Annotated in this window: 21 protein-coding genes; 13 read left to right on the top strand and 8 right to left on the bottom strand. The window is 71.4% G+C overall.

Going from position 1 to position 20,190, the window contains the following annotated elements; translation table 11 throughout:
• Window positions 1-243: 243 nt before the first annotated feature.
• The 5 genes from ACQPY0_RS01570 (at window position 244) to ACQPY0_RS01550 (ending at window position 3,736) form a co-directional block, all read left to right on the top strand.
• Window positions 244-489 carry a hypothetical protein gene (locus ACQPY0_RS01570; protein ID WP_432983470.1) on the top strand — a complete coding sequence of 82 codons (246 nt, stop codon included), beginning with the start codon at window positions 244-246 and terminating at the stop codon, window positions 487-489.
• A gap of 92 nt (window positions 490-581) precedes the next feature.
• Window positions 582-1,268: a response regulator transcription factor gene (locus ACQPY0_RS01565; protein ID WP_432983467.1), complete on the top strand. Its 687-nt coding sequence runs from the start codon at window positions 582-584 to the stop codon at window positions 1,266-1,268.
• Window positions 1,261-2,622 carry a histidine kinase dimerization/phospho-acceptor domain-containing protein gene (locus ACQPY0_RS01560; protein ID WP_432983464.1) on the top strand — a complete coding sequence of 454 codons (1,362 nt, stop codon included), beginning with the start codon at window positions 1,261-1,263 and terminating at the stop codon, window positions 2,620-2,622. Before ACQPY0_RS01565 ends, ACQPY0_RS01560 begins: the two co-directional genes overlap by 8 nt.
• Window positions 2,623-2,631: 9 nt before the next feature.
• Window positions 2,632-3,261 (top strand): hypothetical protein, encoded by a 630-nt coding sequence (locus tag ACQPY0_RS01555; protein WP_432983461.1) that lies wholly within the window; start codon window positions 2,632-2,634, stop codon window positions 3,259-3,261.
• Window positions 3,262-3,295: 34 nt separating this feature from the next.
• A complete protein-coding gene (locus ACQPY0_RS01550) occupies window positions 3,296-3,736 on the top strand; it encodes a hypothetical protein (protein WP_432983458.1) in 441 nt (146 codons plus the stop codon).
• Window positions 3,737-3,877: 141 nt separating this feature from the next.
• Here the strand turns inward: ACQPY0_RS01550 and ddaH are convergent, their stop codons facing one another.
• Window positions 3,878-4,663: a dimethylargininase gene (gene ddaH, locus ACQPY0_RS01545; protein WP_432994910.1), complete on the bottom strand. Its 786-nt coding sequence runs from the start codon at window positions 4,661-4,663 to the stop codon at window positions 3,878-3,880.
• A gap of 92 nt (window positions 4,664-4,755) precedes the next feature.
• Between ddaH and ACQPY0_RS01540 the strand changes: the two genes are divergently transcribed.
• Both ACQPY0_RS01540 and ACQPY0_RS01535 read left to right on the top strand, forming a co-directional pair.
• Window positions 4,756-5,238: an Lrp/AsnC family transcriptional regulator gene (locus tag ACQPY0_RS01540; protein ID WP_432983455.1), complete on the top strand. Its 483-nt coding sequence runs from the start codon at window positions 4,756-4,758 to the stop codon at window positions 5,236-5,238.
• 4 nt (window positions 5,239-5,242) lie between these two features.
• Complete coding sequence (locus tag ACQPY0_RS01535; protein ID WP_432983452.1) at window positions 5,243-7,087, top strand: beta-propeller domain-containing protein; 1,845 nt, start codon at window positions 5,243-5,245, stop codon at window positions 7,085-7,087.
• A gap of 5 nt (window positions 7,088-7,092) precedes the next feature.
• Here ACQPY0_RS01535 and ACQPY0_RS01530 read toward each other — a convergent pair whose 3' ends face one another.
• The 3 genes from ACQPY0_RS01530 to mobA are packed head-to-tail and all read right to left on the bottom strand — an operon-like array spanning window position 7,093 to window position 9,106.
• Window positions 7,093-8,187, bottom strand: a complete 1,095-nt coding sequence (locus ACQPY0_RS01530) for a T3SS (YopN, CesT) and YbjN peptide-binding chaperone 1 (RefSeq protein WP_432983449.1) — start codon at window positions 8,185-8,187, stop codon at window positions 7,093-7,095.
• A 47-nt stretch (window positions 8,188-8,234) separates the two neighbouring features.
• Window positions 8,235-8,471, bottom strand: a complete 237-nt coding sequence (locus tag ACQPY0_RS01525; protein WP_432983446.1) for a DUF6457 domain-containing protein — start codon at window positions 8,469-8,471, stop codon at window positions 8,235-8,237.
• Window positions 8,468-9,106: a molybdenum cofactor guanylyltransferase gene (mobA, locus tag ACQPY0_RS01520; RefSeq protein WP_432983443.1), complete on the bottom strand. Its 639-nt coding sequence runs from the start codon at window positions 9,104-9,106 to the stop codon at window positions 8,468-8,470. The genes ACQPY0_RS01525 and mobA overlap by 4 nt, the downstream gene beginning before the upstream one ends.
• Before the next feature lie 1,154 nt (window positions 9,107-10,260).
• Here mobA and fdhD point away from each other — a divergent pair.
• Window positions 10,261-11,118 carry a formate dehydrogenase accessory sulfurtransferase FdhD gene (fdhD, locus tag ACQPY0_RS01515; protein ID WP_432994908.1) on the top strand — a complete coding sequence of 286 codons (858 nt, stop codon included), beginning with the start codon at window positions 10,261-10,263 and terminating at the stop codon, window positions 11,116-11,118.
• On the opposite strand, the gene ACQPY0_RS01510 is transcribed toward fdhD, so the two are convergent.
• The 4 genes from ACQPY0_RS01510 to ACQPY0_RS01495 all read right to left on the bottom strand — a co-directional run bounded on the left by ACQPY0_RS01510 (window position 11,018) and on the right by ACQPY0_RS01495 (window position 14,425).
• A complete protein-coding gene (locus ACQPY0_RS01510) occupies window positions 11,018-12,382 on the bottom strand; it encodes a DUF4192 domain-containing protein (RefSeq protein WP_432983440.1) in 1,365 nt (454 codons plus the stop codon). The genes fdhD and ACQPY0_RS01510 overlap by 101 nt on opposite strands.
• A gap of 196 nt (window positions 12,383-12,578) precedes the next feature.
• Window positions 12,579-13,112, bottom strand: coding sequence for an N-acetyltransferase family protein (locus ACQPY0_RS01505; protein ID WP_432983437.1), 534 nt, complete (start codon window positions 13,110-13,112; stop codon window positions 12,579-12,581).
• A 240-nt stretch (window positions 13,113-13,352) separates the two neighbouring features.
• Window positions 13,353-13,553 carry a DUF397 domain-containing protein gene (locus tag ACQPY0_RS01500; protein ID WP_432983434.1) on the bottom strand — a complete coding sequence of 67 codons (201 nt, stop codon included), beginning with the start codon at window positions 13,551-13,553 and terminating at the stop codon, window positions 13,353-13,355.
• Window positions 13,554-13,582: 29 nt separating this feature from the next.
• A complete protein-coding gene (locus ACQPY0_RS01495; protein WP_432983431.1) occupies window positions 13,583-14,425 on the bottom strand; it encodes a helix-turn-helix domain-containing protein in 843 nt (280 codons plus the stop codon).
• Window positions 14,426-14,601: 176 nt separating this feature from the next.
• On the opposite strand from ACQPY0_RS01495, the gene ACQPY0_RS01490 reads away from it, so the two are divergent.
• The 5 genes from ACQPY0_RS01490 to ACQPY0_RS01470 all read left to right on the top strand — a co-directional run bounded on the left by ACQPY0_RS01490 (window position 14,602) and on the right by ACQPY0_RS01470 (window position 19,436).
• A complete protein-coding gene (locus tag ACQPY0_RS01490) occupies window positions 14,602-14,859 on the top strand; it encodes a hypothetical protein (RefSeq protein WP_432983428.1) in 258 nt (85 codons plus the stop codon).
• 9 nt (window positions 14,860-14,868) lie between these two features.
• Complete coding sequence (locus ACQPY0_RS01485) at window positions 14,869-15,048, top strand: hypothetical protein (protein ID WP_432983425.1); 180 nt, start codon at window positions 14,869-14,871, stop codon at window positions 15,046-15,048.
• A gap of 842 nt (window positions 15,049-15,890) precedes the next feature.
• Complete coding sequence (gene pdhA / locus ACQPY0_RS01480) at window positions 15,891-17,024, top strand: pyruvate dehydrogenase (acetyl-transferring) E1 component subunit alpha (RefSeq protein WP_432983422.1); 1,134 nt, start codon at window positions 15,891-15,893, stop codon at window positions 17,022-17,024.
• Window positions 17,024-18,007: an alpha-ketoacid dehydrogenase subunit beta gene (locus tag ACQPY0_RS01475; RefSeq protein ID WP_432983419.1), complete on the top strand. Its 984-nt coding sequence runs from the start codon at window positions 17,024-17,026 to the stop codon at window positions 18,005-18,007. The genes pdhA and ACQPY0_RS01475 overlap by 1 nt, the downstream gene beginning before the upstream one ends.
• A gap of 10 nt (window positions 18,008-18,017) precedes the next feature.
• The gene (locus tag ACQPY0_RS01470; RefSeq protein WP_432983416.1) at window positions 18,018-19,436 is read left to right on the top strand and encodes a dihydrolipoamide acetyltransferase family protein; all 1,419 of its coding nucleotides are present in this window, start codon (window positions 18,018-18,020) and stop codon (window positions 19,434-19,436) included.
• Window positions 19,437-20,190: the final 754 nt, after the last annotated feature.

Below are 20,190 nucleotides of genomic sequence, written 5' to 3'. Positions count from 1 at the left end.
GAGCTGAGTCGCCGGATGGCTGGTATTGGGTCGGGCGGCCGGACTTCGGGATTCGGGCCGGGCTGGCGGACAGCCCGGGTTGGGCTGAGCGACCGGACGGCGGGGATTGGCCTGGGCGGCCAGGCGGCGGGAGTCGGGGTGAGTCACCGGGCGGCGGGAGTCGGGCTGCGGCCCCGGACCGCCGGAATCGGGCTGGGGCGCCAGAGAGCGACGGCGGGCCGCTCGGGCATCCTGTTCAGCCCAATGAGCGGTGATCTCGGCGGTGCGGGCCTCGGCGTCCAGACGGGCCAGACGCTCGGCATGACGCGCCTCCAAACCACGACGGCGAGCCTCAGCGAACTCGGCACGCACCGCACGACGACGAGCCACCCGACGACGGCTCTCGGCCAGCATCGCATCCAACCGGCTACGCCACTCCGACTCGGCGATCCCGGTCAGCACCTCACCCATGAGGACAACCTAGAACACGGGTACGACAAAAACCGCTGACCAGGGGAAACAGCGGCCCACCTCGCGGCGGGCGGCGATGCCCGAACATCCTCCGAACATGCCCGGAGCCGCTGAGTCGTCAGAATAAGACGGTGGTGGACCAGGGCAAGGGGCTGGTGCTCGTCGTCGAGGATGAGAAGCCGATCGCCGACCTGCTGCGGATGTACCTCGCGCGCGACGGGTTCGGGGTGCACGTTGAGCATGACGGGGGCGGCGGGCTCGCGGCGGCGCGGAAGTTGCGGCCCGTGGCCTGTGTTCTGGACATCGCGCTGCCCGGCTTGGACGGCACCGAGATCTGCCGGCGGCTGCGGGAGGCCGGGGACTGGACGCCGGTGCTCTTCCTCACCGCGCGGGACGACGAGGTCGATCGCGTTCTCGGGCTCGAGCTCGGCGGCGACGACTACATCACCAAGCCGTTCAGCCCGCGCGAGCTCGTGTCGCGCGTCAAGGCGGTGCTGCGCCGCACGCAGGGGCCGCCGGACGTGGAACAGGTACGGATCGTCGGGCCGATCACCATCGACCCCGCGCGGCGCGAGTGCCGGGTCGACGGGGCGCCGGTGAGCCTGACCTCCACCGAGTTTTCCCTGCTCGCGCACCTCATGAGGCGGCCCGGGCGGGTGTTCACGCGCGAGGAGCTGCTCGGGTCGGTGTGGGGATACGCGGCACACAGCGGCACCCGGACCGTCGACGTGCACGTGGCCCAGGTACGCGGGAAGCTCGGCAACGCCGCGTCTGTGATCCGAACCGTGCGCGGGGTCGGGTACACCGCTGATGCTTAGGTCCCTCGCCGCCCGCACCGCGCTGGTCACCTGCGTCGTCGCGGTGATGTCGGTGCTCGTCACGGCGGCGGTCGGCATCCCGCTGACGGCGACCCAGGCCAACAAGGCCGCCCGGCAGCGGCTCGCGGACGACACCGCGCTCACCGCCGAGCTTATGCGGCCCCGGTTCAACAACACGCCGCGCAACACCAACGACGAGGAGGCCGTCGTCAAGCGCCTCGGGAGCCGGGGCATCGAGGTGTACCTCATCCGCGCCGGCCAGCCGAGCCGCGCCGGACTGCCGGCGGGCGTGGTGAAGCTGATCGCCGCGGGCCGCAACGTCGAGGTGCACCTGGCCCGGGTCGACGGCCGGGTGCAGCTGGTCTCCGGGCAGGCGATCGGCAAGGGCGGCAACGGGGTCGTACTCGCCGAGCCGCCGCCGGGCGGTGCGCTGGCCCGGTTCGCCGGCCAGCTGTGGATCGCGCTGCTGGCCGGGCTCGCCGCCGGGCTGATCGCGGGACCGCTGCTGGCGCGCCGGATCGCGCGGCCGATCCGCAACGTGGCGGCGGCGGCGAAGCGGCTCGGTGCCGGGGACCGGACGGTGACGCTCTCCCCGGACGGGCCCACCGAGGTCGCCGAGCTCGCGCACGCGGTCAACGGGCTCACCGCGGCCCTGGCCACGAGCGAGGGGCGGGAGCGGGAGTTCCTGCTGTCGGTCTCGCACGAGCTGCGCACGCCGTTGACGACGATCCGCGGATACGCCGAGGCGCTGGCCGACGGGGTGGTCGGCGAGGAGGGTGCGCAGCGGGCCGGGCAGACGGTGCTGGACGAGGCCGAGCGGCTCGACCGGCTGATCGCCGATCTGCTGGTGCTCGCCCGGCTGGAGGCGGCCGACCTACCGATCGAGATGGTGGAGGTCGACCTCACCGCGCTGCTCGCCACGGCGGCCGAGGCGTGGGGCGGGCGCATCGCGGCGGCCGGGCTCGTGCTGCGCACCGAACTTCCGCCGTACGCCGTTCCGGTGCTGACCGACCCGGGGCGCATCCGGCAGATCATCGACGGGCTGCTGGAGAACGCGCTGCGTGTCGTACCGGCGCAGGCTCCTGTTGTTCTGGCTCTTCACACCGGCCCGTCGACGGCCCGGCTCGAGGTGCGCGACGGCGGGCCGGGCTTCACCGACGAGGACCTCGCGGTGGCGTTCGAGCGGGGCGCACTGTCGCGGCGGTACCAGGGCGTGCGCAAGGTCGGCAGCGGCCTCGGCCTGGCGCTGGCGGCGCGCCTGTCCGGGCGGCTCGGCGCGCAGATCGCGGCCGGGCACGCGCCCGAAGGAGGGGCCAAATTCACGGTGACGTTCCGGTTGCGCACCATGCCATGATGCTTGTCTATGCATACCTGGTGGGTGGTCCTCGGGCTCGGCGGCGCCGGCGCGGCGCTGGGGATCCTGCTGGTCCAGGTGCTCTTCTGGCAGCGCCTGCGCCGGCTCGGGCAGGACCCCGTCGGCATCTTCACGCAGGGCGTCGCGCTGCGCTGGGTCGGCCTCCCGCTGGCCGCGCTGCACGTGGTCCTGTTCCTGCTGCTGACGCGGCTGGACCAGCCCGGCTGGTGGCTCGGCGGCGTGGCCACGGTCCTGTCCGTGCCGGTGCGCCGCCTGCTCAGCCTCAAGGCCATCTCGGTGATCATCCACGGCCTCGGCTACGAGCGCGGCCCGGTCCTCGACCGTGACGGAGCCCAGGTCGACCAGCAGTCGTTCGGGCGCCTCGCACGCACGTGGTACCGCCACGAGTACACCGGCCGCGGCGTCGGTGACGTGGTCGCCATCAAGATCCTGGGCCTGCTCGTTCACCTGCTCTTCTGGCCCCTGGCGGCGCTCGGCGCCCAGGCCTCGCACGTGCTCATGTGCCAGGACCCGGCCGACGCACTCGGCCACTCCACCGACGGCCACGAGCGCCCCGGCGACGGGTTCCGCGCCCTGGGCACCCCATATGTCAGGTTTGCCGCACGGGATCCGAGGTAGAGGGCTCCTTCGCCCGATCCGAGGAGGTACCCCGATGAGACGTTCGCGGACCGGCCTGCTCTGTGGCGCGGTGGTCCTGACGCTGGTCGGCGGTTTGCCACCGGCGGCCGCGATGGCACAACCAGCTCCCAGCCCCCAGCCGAACGGCCACCACGACATGCTCTCCGGCGTGCTGCACGGCGAAGGTCTCGTGCAGACGACGAACGGCCCGGTCAAGGTCGCCATGCAGAAGGGCGACGCGACGAGGGTGACGCCGACGACGGTGACGGTCCGCTCGACGGACGGCTTCACGCGGACCTGGCAGGTGCCGACCAACCTGAAGGTGTACGACAAGCGCCACACCGTGCAGTCCGGCGGCCTCCACGCCGGCACCCCCGTGACGATCGCCGGCACCGCGGCGGCGGACTCCGCCCAGTTCACGGCGAAGTGGGTCGTCGTCCGCTCCGCCCAGCCGGGGCCGACCAGCTCGCCCTGATGCCACAGGGCCCGGTGTAGCCATCGCCACGCGGCGGAGCGGCGAACTCGGCCACACCGCCGCCCATCAGCACCAAATCGGATTTATAACCCGGCAGGCGAAAAGTCCGACAAGTCGCGGCGCGGAGCGCCCGACTTGTCGTCACACCCTCAGCTCGGCGACGCAGCACTTCACGCTGCCGCCGCCCTTCTTGAGCTCGCTCAGCTCGACCGGCACCGGCGTGTAGCCGGCCGCCCGCAGCCGCGCCGCCAGCCCCGTCGCCTCGCTGCTCAGGACCACGTTCCGGCCGTCGGAGACGAGGTTCAGGCCGAACGCGAGCGCGTCCTGCTCGCTCGCCACGATCGCGGACGGGAAGAGCTGGGCCAGGACGCGCTGTGCGGACTCGGAGAACGCGCCCGGGTAGTACACGATGTTCGAATCGTCCAGCGGCGCCAGCGCCACGTCCAGATGGTAGATGCGCGGGTCGACCAGGCGCAGCGAGACCACCGGCCGGCCGAGCACCTCCTGCGCCTCCGCGTGCGCCGGGACCTCGGTGCGGAACCCGTAGCCGGCCAGCACCAGGCCGCCGAACGCGTCGGGCAGGTACGTGAAGTCGCCCTCGCCCTCGTTGGTCTGCGACGGCTGCACGAACCTCCAGCCGAGCGAGTCGTAGAAGCGCCGGTGCGCGGCGGCCTCGGCCGTGCGCTGCGGATACTTGAACTTCGCGCCGTAGACGACGCCGTCGACCGAGAAGGCCCCGTTGGCCGCGTAGACCATGTCCGGCAGCCCGATCTCCGGCGCCAGCACGTGGACCTCGTGACCGAGTCGGACCAGCGTCTCGCGCAGGCCCTCCCACTGCTTCACGGCCAGCTCGGTGTCGACCGGGGTGGTGGTGTCCATCCAGGGATTGATCGCGTACTCCACCACGAAGTGCTCGGGTGGCGACATCAGATACGACCGCGTCACGAGATCAAACGGTAGATAGCCTATGGTACACAAAACAGCGAGAAAAGTTGCTTTCAAGGAGGGATTCGTTGCGCTTGGACCCGATCGATCAGCGAATCATTGCGCTGCTGCAGGAAGACGCCCGCTCGTCGTACGCGGAGATCGGCGCGAGGGTCGCGCTGTCGGCCCCGGCGGTGAAGCGCCGCGTCGACCGGCTCCGATCCAGCGGCGTGATCCGGGGCTACACCGCGCTCATCGACCCCGGCGCGGTCGGCTGGACGACCGAGGCGTTCGTCGAGCTGTTCTGCACCGGGCGCACCTCGCCGCAGCAGCTGCGCGCGGCGGCCAAGCGGCATCCGGCGGTCGTCGGGGCGTACACGATATCCGGCGAGGCCGACGCGCTGGTCCACCTCCGCGCGGTCGACATGGCCGGGCTCGAGGAGGCCCTGGAGAAGCTGCGCGCCGAGCCGTTCGTCACCTCGACCCGCAGCATGATCGTCCTGTCGCGGCTGGCGGAGACGCTCGCGCCGCGAATCGTCGAAGCCTCGGGAACCGCGACGCCCCCGCCGCCGTCCTAGAGCCATGAACCGCGCCGCCGTGACGCTGAGCGCCATCTGCCTTGCCCTTTCCGGGTGTACCGCGAAAGCCACCCCCTCGGCGAATCCCGAGGAGCCGGGGCCGGCCCCCGCGCTGCGCCTCGTCGCCTATGACTCCTGCGAGGAGCTGGCCGCGAGCCTGCGCGCCGCGACCCAGCAGGCCGTCGGCCCGTGGGGGCTGAACAACGCGCCCGGCGGCATTCTCACGACGTTCAACAAGGGCGGCGCCGTGCCCGAGGCCTCGGTCGCGGACAGCCAGGCGAGGGCGGCCGGCTCGCAGGAGCACTCCACGACGAACACTCACGAGGCCGGCGTCGACGAGCCCGACGCGGTCAAGACCGACGGCCGCCGGATCGTCACGCTGTCCCGGGGCCACCTGATCGTCGTCGACGCCGCCTCGCGCAAGGTCACCGGCGACCTGGCCCTGGAGGGCGCGAGCGACGCCAAGCGGGGCGCGGCCGGCGCGGACCGGCTGCTGCTGTCGGGCGACCGGGCGCTGCTGCTGGGGTACGACTTCTCCGACCCGGTCAACGGCGGCGTCCGGCTGACCCTGGTCGATCTCACCGGGGCGCCCAAGGTGGCCGGGGCGTACCACATCGACGGGGCCCTGGTCGACGCGCGCCAGATCGGCACGGTCGCCCGGGTCGTGATCCGCTCGGCACCCCGCATCGCGTTCCCCGACGTGACGCGGTTCGACACCGACGAGGCGCGCATCGCCGCGAACCGGTCGGCGATCGCCGCGGCCCCGGTCGAGGCCTGGCTGCCGCGGTGGACCACGGTGGACGGCGGCGGAAAGAAGGCCGACGGGCAGGTCGGCTGCGGCGACGTACGGCTGCCGGAGACGTATTCGGGCACGTCTCTGCTCACGGTGACGACGTTCGACCTGGCCGCGCCCGCGCTCGGCACCGGGCTGCCCGTGACCGTCGCGGCCGACGGGGGCACCGTCTACGCCAACGGCCCCAGCCTGTACGTCGCCAACGACCAGCGCTGGCGCAACCCCGCCCTGATGGTCAAGCGCGGCGGGCCGGCCCCGGACCCGAAGACCCAGCTGTTCAAGTTCACGCTGGCCGGCGCGGCGAAGCCGAAGTACGTGGCCGCGGGCGAGGTGCCGGGCTGGCTGCTCAACCAGTACTCGCTGTCGGAGTGGGACGGCCGCCTGCGCGTGGCCACGACCGCCGAGGACGCCTCGACCGTATACGTGCTGGAGCAGCGCGGCGGCGCGCTCGCGGAGGCCGGGAAGGTGGGCGGCCTCGGCAAGGGCGAGCGAATCTACTCGGTGCGCTTCATCGGCACCACGGGATACGTGGTCACGTTCCGCCAGACCGATCCGCTGTACACGCTCGACCTGAGCAACCCCGCCGCGCCCCGCACCCTGGGCGAACTCAAGATCACGGGGTACTCGGCCTATCTGCACCCGGCCGGCGAGGGCCGCCTCATCGGCGTCGGGCAGGAGGCCAACGGCCAGGGCCGCGTGCAGGGCCTACAGGTCTCGCTGTTCGACGTGCACGACCTGACCCGGCCGGCGCGCCTGGCCCAGTTCCAGGTCCCCGACACGTGGTCGGCCGCCGAGTTCGACCCGCACGCGTTCCTGTTCTGGCCGCAGACGGGTTCTCTCGTACTGCCGGTGACCGGCAACCAGCCCAGCGCCCTCGTCCTGACGGTCCACGACGACAAGGTCACGCAGGCCGGCGTGATCAAGCACCCGGGGCGATACGCGGGAATGCAGCGCTCGCTGGTGATCGGCGGCACGCTGTGGACCCTGTCCGACCAGGGCCTGCAGGCGAACGACCTGTCGACGCTCGCCCAGCAGGCCTGGCTACCGCTCACGTAGCTTGATCAGAGATACATCCCGGTGCGCTCGCCCTCACCGGCGATGGCCTGCTTGGGCTTGTCGCCCTCGCCGAAGAAACGCTTCCCGCCGAACTCGCCGTGCAGCCGGTCGTCGAGCTCGTCCGCGAGCCCGGTCATCACCTGCACGGCGAGCATGAGGTGCGTGGCCTGGAAGTCGCGCCCGAACACCGGGACGCTGGCCCAGACGGTATCGTTGGTGCAGTAGAGCCGGCCGATCGGCATCCGGTTGGTCAGCTCGGAAAGCTTGACGTAGAGCCGCTCGGTCGGCTCGACCTCGGTCAGGATCGGCGAGAACACGTCCACCAGCGGCGGGTTGTCGCGCACCCGCACGAACACCATCGCCGACCCGGACCGGATGCCGATGTCCCCGTCGGGGTCGATCGGCAGCTCCTCCGGCGTGGTCTTCATGAGCCGCGCGACGACGGTCGTCACCTTGTCGTACAGCGGAAGGTCATCGGTCTGCTCGTTGAGCTCCGCGAGCGATCCGGCCCCGGACCGCACCACGTCGACGACCCCGTCGCCGTCCGCGTCCACGATCGAAGCGAGCGAGCGCGCCACCCCGAGCGCCGGCACGGGCGCGACCCGCCCCTCGGCGTCGTGGGCCAGATACGTCAGGAACGCCGGGTGCGGCGCCCCATAGATGTCCCGCAGCGTCCGCATGATCAGCCGGCTGAGGTTCGCCGCCTCGCCCTTGGCCACCCGCAGCCCGAACGACTCGCCCGAGCCGGGCACGACCCCCGGCGGCGACCAGCCGAGCGCCACGATCTCCGCGATGACGCTGCGGTCGAGCCGATACGCGGGAGGCAGGTCCGCATTGCTGACCGCGGTGGCCGCGAGCTGGTCCCCGTCCTCGCCGGTGACCTGGATCGAATACACCGCGTCCCCGGTCCCGGAGGCCGTCGGGTCGAGCGTCAGGTCGAGCGTGGTCCCGGCGGCCAGGTCCCGCAGCGCGTCCACCAGGTGCCGCGCGAAGTCCCGCCAGGCCTCGGCCACCTTCTCCTTGAGACTGCCCCCCACGGGTTCGTCGTCGTCGAACAGCGCAGACTCGAACGACGCGGCGTCGTCCCGGTCACCAGCCATGATCGCCTCCCTATCCCCCCGCCCTCACCCTATCCAGACTGGATCGCTCACTCGGCGCGGGTGGCCAGCCGGCTCAACTCCTCCCGCGTACGCTGCAGATCCGCCCCCCGCCCGACGGCCACCCCCAGCAGGAACGCGGTCAACGGCGCCCCCGGCCGCGCAACGTTGTGCGCCACGTCCTTGGCAAGATCGAGCACGGCCCCCCGAGCCGCCTCATCGGGCACCTCAACCCCCACTGCGGCCGCCGCCTCGTTCAACCACCGCACCAGCACGTCATCACTCACGCTCGGCCCACCCTCCGCAGATCGTCCTCGGTATCGCAGTCAAAGTACGGCGGCCGCTCACCCGCCCACGCAACCTCAGCAACATCAAGCCCCCCGACCAGCCGCCGCAGCGAAGCCCCTTCCAGCCGCTCCATCTGCCCCACCGCCTCGACCAGCGCAGCCACCCGCCAAACCCCACACAACAACTGCCGCCGCCCATCACCGTCAACGAACAGCGCCCCGTCCCGCTCGCCAACCGCGTCAACCAACACCCGAACCGCCCGACCGGACAGAAACGGCAAATCGGCAGCAACCACAGCCACGAGCCCAAGTCCCCCGACACCAGGAGGACCACCGCGCCCCCCAGCGGCAACCTCACCAATCCCGGCGCCGACCGCGGCCGCCGGCCCTCCGCCGGCCGGCTCCTCCCGCACGACCCGCACTCCGGCGGGCATCCCTTCCCTGACCGGCCCGACCACGACAATGGGCGCAGCCCCGCCCTCCATCAGCGCCGAGACCACCCGGGCGAGCATCGGCACCCCACCAACGGCCACCATCGGCTTGTCGACCCCACCCAGCCGCCGCCCCCGCCCCCCGGCCAGCACAATCGCCGCCAACGCAGGAGCCGAACCCAGATCCAGGTGGCCGTCACGCACACCCAGAACCTACCGTCGAACCGAGCATGACCACCGAAACGCACCGTCAGAAGGGCGCCTCCATGGGCCGCGTCACGCAACGCCGCACCATCGTCCGCGTCGCCGTCCCCCCACCACCCCCGCCGCAGCCCCCCGAACCGCCCCACCCCGCACCAACCACCCCCGAGCCGCCCACCCCAGAGTCGTCCAACCCGGAGCCGTCCAACCCGGAGCCGTCCAACCCGGAGCCGTCCAACCCCGAGCCGTCCGCCCCGGAGCCATCCAACCCCGAGCCGTCCAACCCCGAGCCGTCCAGCCCCGAGCCGTCCAGCCCCGAGCCGTCCAGCCCCGAGCCGTCCGGCCCCGAGTTGGCCGCTCTCGAGGTGACTCAGCCCAAGCCGCCCGCTCTCGAGCCAACCCACCCCGCATCGACCGGGATCAAACCGGCCGCGCTTGAGCCGATCCTGCCCAAGCCGCCCCACCCCGCATCGGCCAGCCCCAAACCGGCCGAGCTCCAGTCGGCCCCGCTCAAACCGGCTGCCCTTGAGCCGACTCGCCCCGAGCCGCCGCACCCCAAGCCGGCTACCCCCGAGCCACCGCACCTCCAGCAAACCAGCTCTCAAAAAAGCTCACAGCCAACCAGCACTGCGTCGCCCCAGCCAGAGCCGTCCCATTCTGAGCCGACCCACTCTGCAGCCCAGGCCGGCACAGCGCCAGGGCCGGTCAACGAGGCCACCCCGTTGCCAACGCGGGCCGATACCCAGCGCGAAGCGAACGCGCAGGCCGCAGCCCACGCCGCAGGGCCAGCCGGGACCGACGCCGCAAACCGAGCCAAGACCCACGCCGCAGAGCCAGCCGTGCCCCGCGCCGCAGGCCACGCCGCAGAGCCAGCCACGGCCCACACCGCGAAGCCAACCACCGCCCACACCGCCGACCAGGCCAACGCCGACCCCGCGGGGCCGGGCAGCACCCACACCGCCGACCAGGCCAACACCCACACCGCGAAGCCGGCCACGGCCCACACCGCCGACCAGGCCAGCACCCATACCGCGAAGCCAGCCACAGCCCACACCGCCGACCAGGCCAACACCCACACCGCGAAGCCGGCCACGGCCCACACCGCCGACCAGGCCAACACCCACACCGCGGGGCCGGGCAGCGCCCACACCGCGGAGCTGGTCGGCGGGCGGGCTGTGGAAGTGCGGGTCGGGCCGGACACGCTTGTGGCTGAGGAGCCGCTTGAGATTCGGGTTGGCGGGGCGGCGCTGGCTGTGACTATGCGTACGCCCGGGGACGACCTTGACCTGGCGATCGGGTTCCTGCTGACCGAGGGGATCATCCGGCGGGCCGCGGACGTGGTCACCGCGAAGCTGTGTGCCGGGGACGAGGAGCCCAACACGTACAACGTCGTGGACGTCCGGCTGAGCGGCGACGTGCCCCCGCCGGTCGCTCAGCAGGCGGCCCGCAACTTCTACACCACCTCCTCCTGTGGGGTCTGCGGCAAGGCGAGCATCGACGCGGTGCGCACCCGCTCGGCGTTCGACATCAGTGGCGACCCCCTCACCGTCGCGCCGGCCGTCCTGACCTCCCTCCCCGACGTCCTGCGCCGGCGGCAGCGGGCGTTCGACACCACCGGTGGGCTGCATGCCGCGGGCCTGTTCACCCCCGACGGAGAGCTGGTCTGCCTGCGCGAGGACGTGGGCCGGCACAACGCGGTCGACAAGGTCGTCGGGTGGGCCGTGCGCCAGGAGCGCCTCCCGCTCGCCGGCCACATCCTCATGGTCAGCGGCCGGGCGAGCTTCGAGCTGTGCCAGAAGGCGTGGATGGCCGGCGTCCCGATGCTCGCCGCGGTCTCGGCGCCGAGCACCCTCGCCGTCGACCTCGCGGCTGAGGCCGGCCTCACGCTCGTCGGTTTCCTTCGCGGCCTGACCTTCAACGTCTACGCTTCCGCCCACCGCGTCCAGGGCGCCCCGCCCCTCCCGGCCACCCGTCCCCGGACTCCCCAGCCGCCCCCGGGCGTCCGAATCCACTGAACCATTCGCCCGAGATATCCGAATCACCGGGACCGTCGGGCACGCCGGCGGAGCTGGAGCCGCCATCCGCCACGGAGCGCTGACCCGGGCCTGAGCAGGCTCCCGAACCGGAACGCAGCCCACGCCGGGCGCCGAGAACCGGACCACCGCCCGTCTCCGAGCCGGCACCACGTCCGGACCCTGCCGGGTGATCCGGTCCGGTCACGTGGCCGGGGCGAATGCCGAGACGGCGCGGGCGGCCCGATGAGCGGCGCCGGCGGCGGGAACGGGAGATCGGCGGCACCTGGCTCGGCGACAGGCCGCGGCCCAGGATCTCCGCCATGAGGCCGGCGGCCGAATAGCCGGGATCGGCGTCCAGCGCGCGGTCCAGCGCGATCGAGGCGTGCAGGCCGTTGCCGGTGCGCCAGGACAGATACGACAACAGGGTGGCGGCCGGGGCGACCGAGCACGGCTCGCCGCGGCAGACCAGGTCGGTCCACAGCCGGCGATGGGCCTCGGCCACGGTCCCGTCGGGGTGGCGCGCGTCCCGGTCGAGGCGCTCCCAGGCGCGGTCGCGGACGCCGATCACGTGGAGCAGGACCTGGAGCCACGCGAGATCGTCGTCCGGGAGGCGGTCGCCCGCGGCGTAGCAGGCCAGCGCCGCGTCCACGGCCGCCCGGCCGGCGGACAGCAGAGCGGCGCGGACGGCCGCCGGGTCGCGGTCCGCGGTCAGGCGCAGGACCCGCAGGTTGGCACGGTTGGCGGCCTCCTGCATGGCCTCCAGGGCCGGGCCGGTCGGGCCCGCGAAGCCTTCGGCGACCGTGTCGCGGTCGGGGTATGCGACCAGGCCGGCGAACGTGGCCTCGGCGGCGGCGACCGAGCTCTCCGGCTCGAACGAGCGGCCCTCCGGCGGGCAGCAGTTGGGCACCTCGCACAGCAGCGACCAGTAGCGGCGCTCGTGCGTGCGCAGCATGTCGAGCAGCGTGATCCCGCGGGCGGTCAGGGCGTCGCCGACCGTGCGCAGGAACGGCTCGGCCCGGGCCGGTGGGCCGTAACCGACCAGAATGGCGCCGTCGATGCCGTTGCGGCCGAAGAGGCTGGCGTAGTGCTCCGCCAGCACCGCGGCGGCGTCGTGGTCGTCGGGCAGGTCACCGCGCAGCTGCAGGTGCAGGCCTGAGCCGCGCAGGCCGAGGGCGACGAGGCTGTCGGTGGGGTGGAAGCCCATGAGATAGGGCATGGCCGAGAGGAGCTCGGCAGGGCCGCGCAGGCGCAGTCGGGAAGCCATGCCAACGAGCCTGAACCCGCGCCCACCGCCCCCGGAACGACGAATTTTTCCTGTGGATAACCGGCCGATCCCGTCCACACCCCCTGGCGCGAACGCCCGAGGTCGGCTAAGCACGCCAGCAGAAACGGACAAAGACCACAGTAATACGAAATAACCGATTAGTCGCGGCGCGGAGCGCCCGACTAATCGGGAAAACTCAGTACCGAAACCGAAGCGAATGCAGATCGATCCCGTCCTCGAACACGGATTCCCGCCGGTTCAACTCCATGGACAAGGTGACCCGGGCCAGAGCGTCGTAACCGGCCGCGTGCAGACACCGCAGCGCATCGACGTTGCGGGCCGAAGGCGAAATGCTCAACTGCCCCAACCCCCGCCGCCGCGCCTGGTCGGCCACGTGCGACAGCAGCGCCCGCCCGACCCCCTCGCCCCGGCGGGCCGACGACACGACGAGCGGCTCAACCTGCCCGCCCCGCCCGTCGAGCAGCAGCCCGACCATGCCGACCACCCCGCCCCCGACGTCGGTGGCCACCCACATGCCGGAAAGATCGAGCCGCGTGAGGTACTCCTCGAACTCGGCCCCCGAGTCATCCGAGGACGAGGAGCCGTAGAGCCCCGCATCCGCCGCGGTCATCTCGGCCCACAGCTGCCGGCACTCCCGATGATCCGTCGGGCGGTAGGCCCGAATCGTCAGCGCGGACACCTGCGCCGCCGGCGACACCTGAGTGGTCATAACTCATAGTTACTCCGTCGGCCCCACCGCGACACCCACATCGCAGGATTGCTACCGGGCCCGATTCGCAACTTTTGCAGCATCACGCGCACTGAGGGGCACGAAGTACCCGGACCGCTACCGGCGCGTTAGCATCGCAAATGGCTCGCAGCTACGACGAAGGGACGACCCGGTCGGGGGTCGTCCCTTCGCTGTGCCGTTCACTTCCGGACCGCTCCGACTCGGGAGCGGGAGTTCACGTTAGGGAAGGCGGAATTCGCCATCCTCGTCGACCGCGGCGATGAAGGTCTCCCATTCCGCGCGGGTGAAGCGAACCGAGCCCGCCTCGGGGGAGTTGGAGTTGCGGACCTCGACGGCGCCGTCCACGAACCGTGCCTCGACGCACTGTCCGTTGTTACCGCTCCGCGTGGGCTTGTGCCACTGCTCGTTCAGCGCAGCCATCTGCGCACTCCTTCTTGTCAGGGCCGGACTCAGTTCGCCGAGTCCTCGATCATCTTGATCGACTCCAACGGGCTGAGCGCGGCAGCTCGCAGGTTCTCGAACACGTCGCGATAGCGCTGAACATCGTCGGCGTCCGGGTAGATGTCGCCGGTCATGGCCTCCGCGTACACGACGCTTGGTGCATCTTGGAACTTGAGAATCGCGAACGATCCAGCCATGCCGGCGTATGCCCCTCCGGAGAAAGGCAGGATCTGGATCGTCACGTTTCTCACCCGGCCCATGTCGGCCAGGTGCTTGAGCTGCGACCGCATGACGTCGGGCCCGCCGATGGAGCGCCGGATCACGCTCTCGTCGAGGACCGTTATGAGCTGCAATGGCTGTTCGGCGCGGCTGAGCAGGTTCTGCCGATCGCGGCGCGCCGTGACGTGGGCCTCGACGGCGTCGTCGGAGTCCGCGGGTGAGGAGGCCGCGAGCAGGGCCCGCGTGTACTCCTCCGTCTGCAGCATCCCGGGCACCACGAGCGCCTCGTAGTCGCGCATCTCGATCGCGCTGGACTCCAGCCCGATGTAACGGGAGTAGCTCGCCGGCAGATCGCCGTAGCGGGCGAACCAGCCGCGCGTCTTGCCCTGCCGGGCCAGCACGACCAATGTGTCGATCTGCGCCTGATCGTGAACGTCGTAAATCTCGAGCAGCCGCTCCAGCGTGCTGCGGCGGATTCCGACCTTCCCGCCCTCCATCCGGCTGACGGTGCTCGGAGAGCAGTCCAGCTGCAGGCCGACGTCCTCCGTCGTCAGCCGGGCGCGCTCGCGCAACTCGCGCAGTTGCTTGCCCAACTGGAATCGGGGAAACGTGGGGCTGTGGGTGCTGGACACCGCTCACCTCCATTACTCAAGACGAGTGTGTCCGTTACCGAGGTAGTGCGCAAGCGCGCTGCAGCCTGAGCGATTGGCTTGCTCTACTCAACTTCACCGAAGCGTATTGCCGCACGAAACCTGCACGTGCATTCTGGATGCGTCAGATCGCACCTCGGCCGGAGGGGAGATCAGTGGTGTTCGAAGACGACACGCTCCTGCTCGAAGGGGCACCACGACTCTTCGGCATTGTCGCTGATCCACTCGACGACGACCACCCCCAGATCGTCGCCTGGGGGCACGAGCTACCCGACCAGGCGGTGCTCAGCTGGCGCCTCGGCAACGGCGAGACCGAGGTCGCCGTGTTCCGTTCCGCCGAGGCCGCGCTGGCCACGGCGCAGCAGCTCTACAACGCGTGGCTGCTGTGGACCACGCCCGCGGCCCAGCGCGTCTGAGGAGCCTTGATGACCATCATCTACGACCACGCGGTGACCGACGCGCGGCGCCGGGTCGAGCGTCACCAGCCCGTGCCCGGCCGGCCCGCGGTGGGCTGCACGGCGGGGTGCCCGCAGTGGCCCTGCAAGCCGTTCGCCACGGCATGGGCGGTCATCACGCGCAACTCCAACACCAGGGCCGGACGGTAGACACCCGAAAGCCGAATCGGCCGACCGGAATCGACCGGTCGACCGCCCCTGACGGATACCCGACTCCTTCAGATGGCTGTCCCACCCGGGCCAGGCCCGGTCTTGAATCGGCGTCCCGTCGCTCGAGGGTGGCGGCGGCGGTGAGACCTCCACCGAGGGGCGCAAGGGGACCCTACTCGCCGTACCGCCGCCAAAACCGCCCCTGGAGGACGACCGCGGCCGGACCGGCGGCTGGGGAGCGGTCGGGACGGGGCCGAGCGAGTGGCGGTCCACGGGTCCCGAGGGGTGCAGGCCCGACGAGCCGACCACCACGGGGCCGGGCTGAGGGTCGGCGACGACCGGGGTCCGGGTCGCCGGCGCGCTGTCCAGCGTCGCGCTCCCCGCGGCCACGACGATCATCGTCGGGACCGAGGTCAGCAGCACGAGCAGCGCGGAGATCAGCAGCGGCCGCCGGTTGGGCGAGAACGGCCGATGGTGGCGCACGTCCGAGGACACCAGAGCTCCCAACGTCGAATACAACCGGCTTAACGCAGGGAAACGACCAGAGATCTGCCCGGACTAGGGGGATTTTTCGGTATTAGCCCGACGGTGCGGGCCGACTCCATGGTGTCGAACCACATGCCTTCTGCGATGCTGGACACACACCGGCAACGGGGCCGTAGCCTCCGCATACCCTGCGAGGCAGAGCCCCGGGGCCGGCTCCCGGGCATGACGGCGGAATGACCAACGTCATGCCCACACTGCGGCGCGCCGACCCCACCGGGTCGCCGCGTGGCAGACACCCCCGCCGCGCGGCAGGGTCAACCCCCGCTGCCGACGCGAGAGACGACAGGGAGAAACGGATGGCGAAGGGCGACGTCAAGGCCCGGACGCACACGAAACGGGCCGCGCCTGAACCCGCGTTCGTGCAGCTGCTAACCCCCGAGGGCGACCGGGTCGAACACCCTGACTACACGGTCGACTTCACCGACGAGGAGTACCGCTCGCTCTACCACGACCTGGTCGTGGTCCGGAAGCTCGACGCGGAGGCGACCGCCCTGCAGCGCCAGGGCGAGCTCGGCATCTGGGCGAGCCTGCTGGGCCAGGAGGCGGCCCAGGTCGGCTCGGGCCGGGCGCTGCGGGCGCAGGACATGGCCTTCCCGACGTATCGCGAACACGGCGTGCTCTACACCCGCGGCATCGACCCGATCATGCCGCTGAGCCTGTTCCGCGGGGTCGACCAGGGCGCCTGGGATCCGAACGAGTTCAAGTTCAACATGTACACGATCGTCATCGGCGCGCAAACCCTGCACGCGACCGGTTACGCCATGGGCGTGGTCAAGGACGGCAAGGTCGGCTCGGACGACGGCGAGGCGGTCATCGCGTACTTCGGCGACGGCGCCACCAGCCAGGGCGACGTGAACGAGGCCTTCATCTGGGCGTCGGTCTTCAACGCGCCGCTGGTGTTCTTCTGCCAGAACAACCAGTACGCGATCTCCGAGCCGCTGGAGCGCCAGACCCGCGTCCCGCTGTACCACCGCGCCAGCGGCTTCGGCTTCCCCGGACTGCGGGTCGACGGCAACGACGTGCTCGCCTGCTACGCGGTGACCCGCAAGGCGCTCGACGACGCCCGGCACGGCCAGGGCCCGTCGCTGATCGAGGCGTACACGTACCGCATGGGCGCCCACACCACCTCCGACGACCCGACGCGCTACCGGATCGCCAGCGAGGTCGAGGCCTGGCAGGCCAAGGACCCGATCAAGCGCCTGCGCGCGTTCCTGACCAAGCAGGGCATGGCGAAGGACGACTTCTTCGACGGCATCGACGAGGAGGCCCGGGTCGCCGCGGTCGACCTGCGCGAACGGGTGCTCAGCATGCCCGACCCCAACCCCTTGACACTGTTCGACCACGTATACCCGCACGGCTCCCCCGAGCTCGCACAGCAGAAGGAACAGTTCGCCAAGTACCTCGCGTCCTTCGAGGGGAGTGGGCACTGATGGCCGCCGCGGAGAACCTCTCGATCGGCAAGGCGCTCAACACCGGCCTGCGCCGCGCCATGGAGCGCGACGACAAGGTCCTGATCATGGGCGAGGACGTCGGCAAGCTCGGCGGCGTCTTCCGCATCACCGACGGGCTGCAGAAGGACTTCGGCGACGACCGGGTCATCGACACCCCGCTGGCCGAGTCCGGCATCATCGGCACCGCGGTCGGCCTGGCCATCCGCGGCTACCGCCCGGTCTGCGAGATCCAGTTCGACGGGTTCGTCTACCCGGCGTACGACCAGATCGTCTCCCAGGTCGCCAAGCTGCACTACCGCTCCAGCGGCAAGATCAGCCTGCCGATCGTCATCCGGATCCCGTTCGGCGGCGGCATCGGCGCGGTCGAGCACCACTCGGAGTCGCCGGAGGCGTACTTCGCGCACACCGCCGGCCTCAAGGTCGTCTCGCCCGCGACCCCCGACGACGCATACTGGATGATCCAGCAGTCGATCGAGTCCGACGATCCGATCATCTTCATGGAGCCCAAGCGCCGCTACTGGGAGAAGGGGCAGGTCAACGTCGACTCGGCGAGCCTGCCGCTGCACGCATCCCGCATCGCCCGGCCCGGCACCGACGCCACCGTGATCGCCTACGGCCCCATGGTCCGCACCGCCCTCGACGCCGCCACCGCGGCGCAGGAGGACGGCCGCTCGCTGGAGGTCATCGACCTGCGCACGCTCTCGCCGCTGGACATGGGGCCGGTGTACGACTCCGTGCGCCGCACCGGCCGCGCGGTCGTCGTGCACGAGGCGCCCGGCAACCTGGGCCTCGGCTCCGAGATCGCGGCCCGGGTCACCGAGGAGTGCTTCTACTCCCTGGAGGCCCCGGTCCTGCGGGTGACCGGCTTCGACACGCCGTACCCGGCCGCGCGCCTGGAGGAGGAGTACCTGCCGGACCTGGACCGGGTGCTCGACGCCGTCGACCGCTCGTTCGGGTTCTAGGGGGCCGCCGATGACCAGGGTCAAGGAATTCAACCTGCCCGACCTCGGCGAGGGCCTCACCGAGGGCGAGATCCTCAAGTGGCTCGTCGGCGTGGGCGACACAATCACGCTCAACCAGCCGATCGTCGAGGTCGAGACCGCGAAGGCGGCGGTCGAGATCCCGGCGAAGTGGGCCGGCAAGGTCACCAGGATCTTCCACGCCGAGGGCACGATGGTCGAGGTCGGCCAGCCGATCATCGCGATCGACACCGACCCCGGCGCGGGCGAGCTGCCCGCCGACGACCTGCCGCAGCCCTCGGCTGAGTCCCTGGCCGCCGTCGAGGTGGCCGGCGACGCTCCCGTGGAGCCGGGCCTGATCGGCGGCCCCGCCCCCGGCGGCCGCACCGCCGTGCTGGTGGGCTACGGACCCAGGACCGCGGTGGCCAAGCGCCGCGCGCGGACCGCGGCGCCCGCGCCGGTTTCAACCCCGGCAGCCGTACCCCGTGTGCCTGCGGCGCCGCCCCAGCCGGAACCCGCCCGCGCCCAGGCGGCCCCGACCGCGCCCCAGCCGACCGCTCCGGCGCCGCGCAACGGGCCGGTCCTGGCCAAGCCCCCGGTCCGCAAGCTGGCCCGGGACCTCGGCATCGACCTCGGCACCCTCGTCGGCAACGGCCCGCAGGGCTCGATCACCCGCGACGACGTGCTCGCCGCCCAAGCGGCCCCCGCGGCCGTCGCCACCCGGGCCCCGGGCGAGCGCGAGGAGCGCATCCCGGTCAAGGGCGTGCGGAAGCTGACCGCCGAGAACATGGTGGCCAGCGCGTTCACCGCACCCCACGTGACCGAGTTCCTCACGGTCGACGTGACCCGGTCGATGAAGGCCCTCGAACGGCTCAAGGCCCACCGCGACTGGCGGGACGTGCGGGTCTCGCCGCTGCTCATGGTGGCCAAGGCCGCCCTGGTGGCGCTGCGCCGCCACCCGATGGTCAACTCGACCTGGGCCGGCGACGAGATCGTCGTCAAGCACTACGTCAACCTGGGGATCGCGGCCGCCACCCAGCGCGGCCTGATCGTGCCGAACATCAAGGACGCCCAGGACCTGACCACGCGAGAGCTCGCGGACGCGCTGACCGCCCTGGTCGGCACGGCCCGCGAGGGCCGGACTCCCCCGGCCGACATGACCGGCGGCACCTTCACGATCACCAGCGTCGGCGTCTTCGGCATCGACACCGGCACCCCGATCCTGCCCCCGGGCGAGTCCGGGATCCTGTGCTTCGGCGCCGTACGCGAACAGCCCTGGGTCCACAAGGGCAAGATCAAGATCCGCCAGGTCACAACCCTCGGCCTGTCCTTCGACCACCGCATCATCGACGGCGAACTCGGCTCCAAGTTCCTCCGCGACATAGGCGCGTTCCTGGAGGACCCGGAGGGCTCCCTGCTGGCCTGGAGCTGACCAGGCAAATCCCGTCCTCGGCCCGGGCCGGCGATTCGCCGGCCCGGGCCGAGCAGTTTCCGCATACCGCCGGCCTTCCCACGAGCCTTCGTTCGCCAAGCCGGACGCCGTTCCGGCCACGACTCACAACGCCCGACATCAGGCACCCACCCACGGCACCCCCAACGAAACACGATCTTGACCGGCCGCCCGCCAACAGGCCCCAGCCCCACCTACCCACCCACCGGCGCGGCAGGTCCAGTGTCACGGCACCACCCCGGCAAGACGCGACCTTGACCAACCACCGACCTCTCTTGGACCACTCCCCGATAGGCCCCGGCCCCACCTACCCACCGGAGTGTCCGCGGGGGCGACAGGTCCCAGCGCCGGGGCTCCGGCCCGACAAGGCGCGACCTTTGACCCACTGGCGGATTCTCGGTATCGGCTTTTTCACCCGATAGGGCATAAATCCGATTCAGCAGCGCGACGGGCATCCAGTGCGCACCGTCGTACCGACCCGGCGAACCGAGCGAACGAACCGCGGGCCGTCCCGCAACCCCTCGCGGCCGCCGACCAGGCCAATTCGCCCCGGGTGGCCTCAGCGGACGGCCGCGGACACTGTCACATGACCGACGAACATGGCGTTTACGCAGGCCATCCGCCGACGAATCGTTGGCGGGTGGGGCTCGTCACCTCATATTCGCTGGCTGTGGATCTCGCGTTGGGCGTGTAATGAATGTGCAGCCGGAACGTCCCTTACACATCCCACCCGAGG

It is taken from the genome of Dactylosporangium sp. CA-233914 (genome assembly GCF_050942935.1).
GTDB lineage: Bacteria > Actinomycetota > Actinomycetes > Mycobacteriales > Micromonosporaceae > Dactylosporangium.
Note: the sequence above shows the minus strand (reverse complement) of the source record. Positions and strands in the feature narration are given on the sequence as shown.

What these genes read in the sequence shown, in the direction of transcription:
- ACQPY0_RS01570 (WP_432983470.1), top strand. Translation starts at nt 244, where the DNA reads ATGAGCGGTGATCTCGGCGGTGCGGGCCTCGGCGTCCAGACGGGCCAG.
- ACQPY0_RS01470 (WP_432983416.1), top strand. Translation starts at nt 18,018, where the DNA reads ATGACCAGGGTCAAGGAATTCAACCTGCCCGACCTCGGCGAGGGCCTC.
- ACQPY0_RS01530 (WP_432983449.1), bottom strand. Translation starts at nt 8,187, where the DNA reads ATGGCTGGTGACCGGGACGACGCCGCGTCGTTCGAGTCTGCGCTGTTC.
- ACQPY0_RS01475 (WP_432983419.1), top strand. Translation starts at nt 17,024, where the DNA reads ATGGCCGCCGCGGAGAACCTCTCGATCGGCAAGGCGCTCAACACCGGC.
- pdhA (WP_432983422.1), top strand. Translation starts at nt 15,891, where the DNA reads ATGGCGAAGGGCGACGTCAAGGCCCGGACGCACACGAAACGGGCCGCG.
- ACQPY0_RS01550 (WP_432983458.1), top strand. Translation starts at nt 3,296, where the DNA reads ATGAGACGTTCGCGGACCGGCCTGCTCTGTGGCGCGGTGGTCCTGACG.
- ACQPY0_RS01500 (WP_432983434.1), bottom strand. Translation starts at nt 13,553, where the DNA reads ATGGCTGCGCTGAACGAGCAGTGGCACAAGCCCACGCGGAGCGGTAAC.
- ACQPY0_RS01505 (WP_432983437.1), bottom strand. Translation starts at nt 13,112, where the DNA reads ATGACCACTCAGGTGTCGCCGGCGGCGCAGGTGTCCGCGCTGACGATT.
- ACQPY0_RS01510 (WP_432983440.1), bottom strand. Translation starts at nt 12,382, where the DNA reads ATGGCTTCCCGACTGCGCCTGCGCGGCCCTGCCGAGCTCCTCTCGGCC.
- ACQPY0_RS01535 (WP_432983452.1), top strand. Translation starts at nt 5,243, where the DNA reads ATGAACCGCGCCGCCGTGACGCTGAGCGCCATCTGCCTTGCCCTTTCC.
- ACQPY0_RS01555 (WP_432983461.1), top strand. Translation starts at nt 2,632, where the DNA reads ATGCATACCTGGTGGGTGGTCCTCGGGCTCGGCGGCGCCGGCGCGGCG.
- ACQPY0_RS01485 (WP_432983425.1), top strand. Translation starts at nt 14,869, where the DNA reads ATGACCATCATCTACGACCACGCGGTGACCGACGCGCGGCGCCGGGTC.
- ddaH (WP_432994910.1), bottom strand. Translation starts at nt 4,663, where the DNA reads ATGTCGCCACCCGAGCACTTCGTGGTGGAGTACGCGATCAATCCCTGG.
- ACQPY0_RS01560 (WP_432983464.1), top strand. Translation starts at nt 1,261, where the DNA reads ATGCTTAGGTCCCTCGCCGCCCGCACCGCGCTGGTCACCTGCGTCGTC.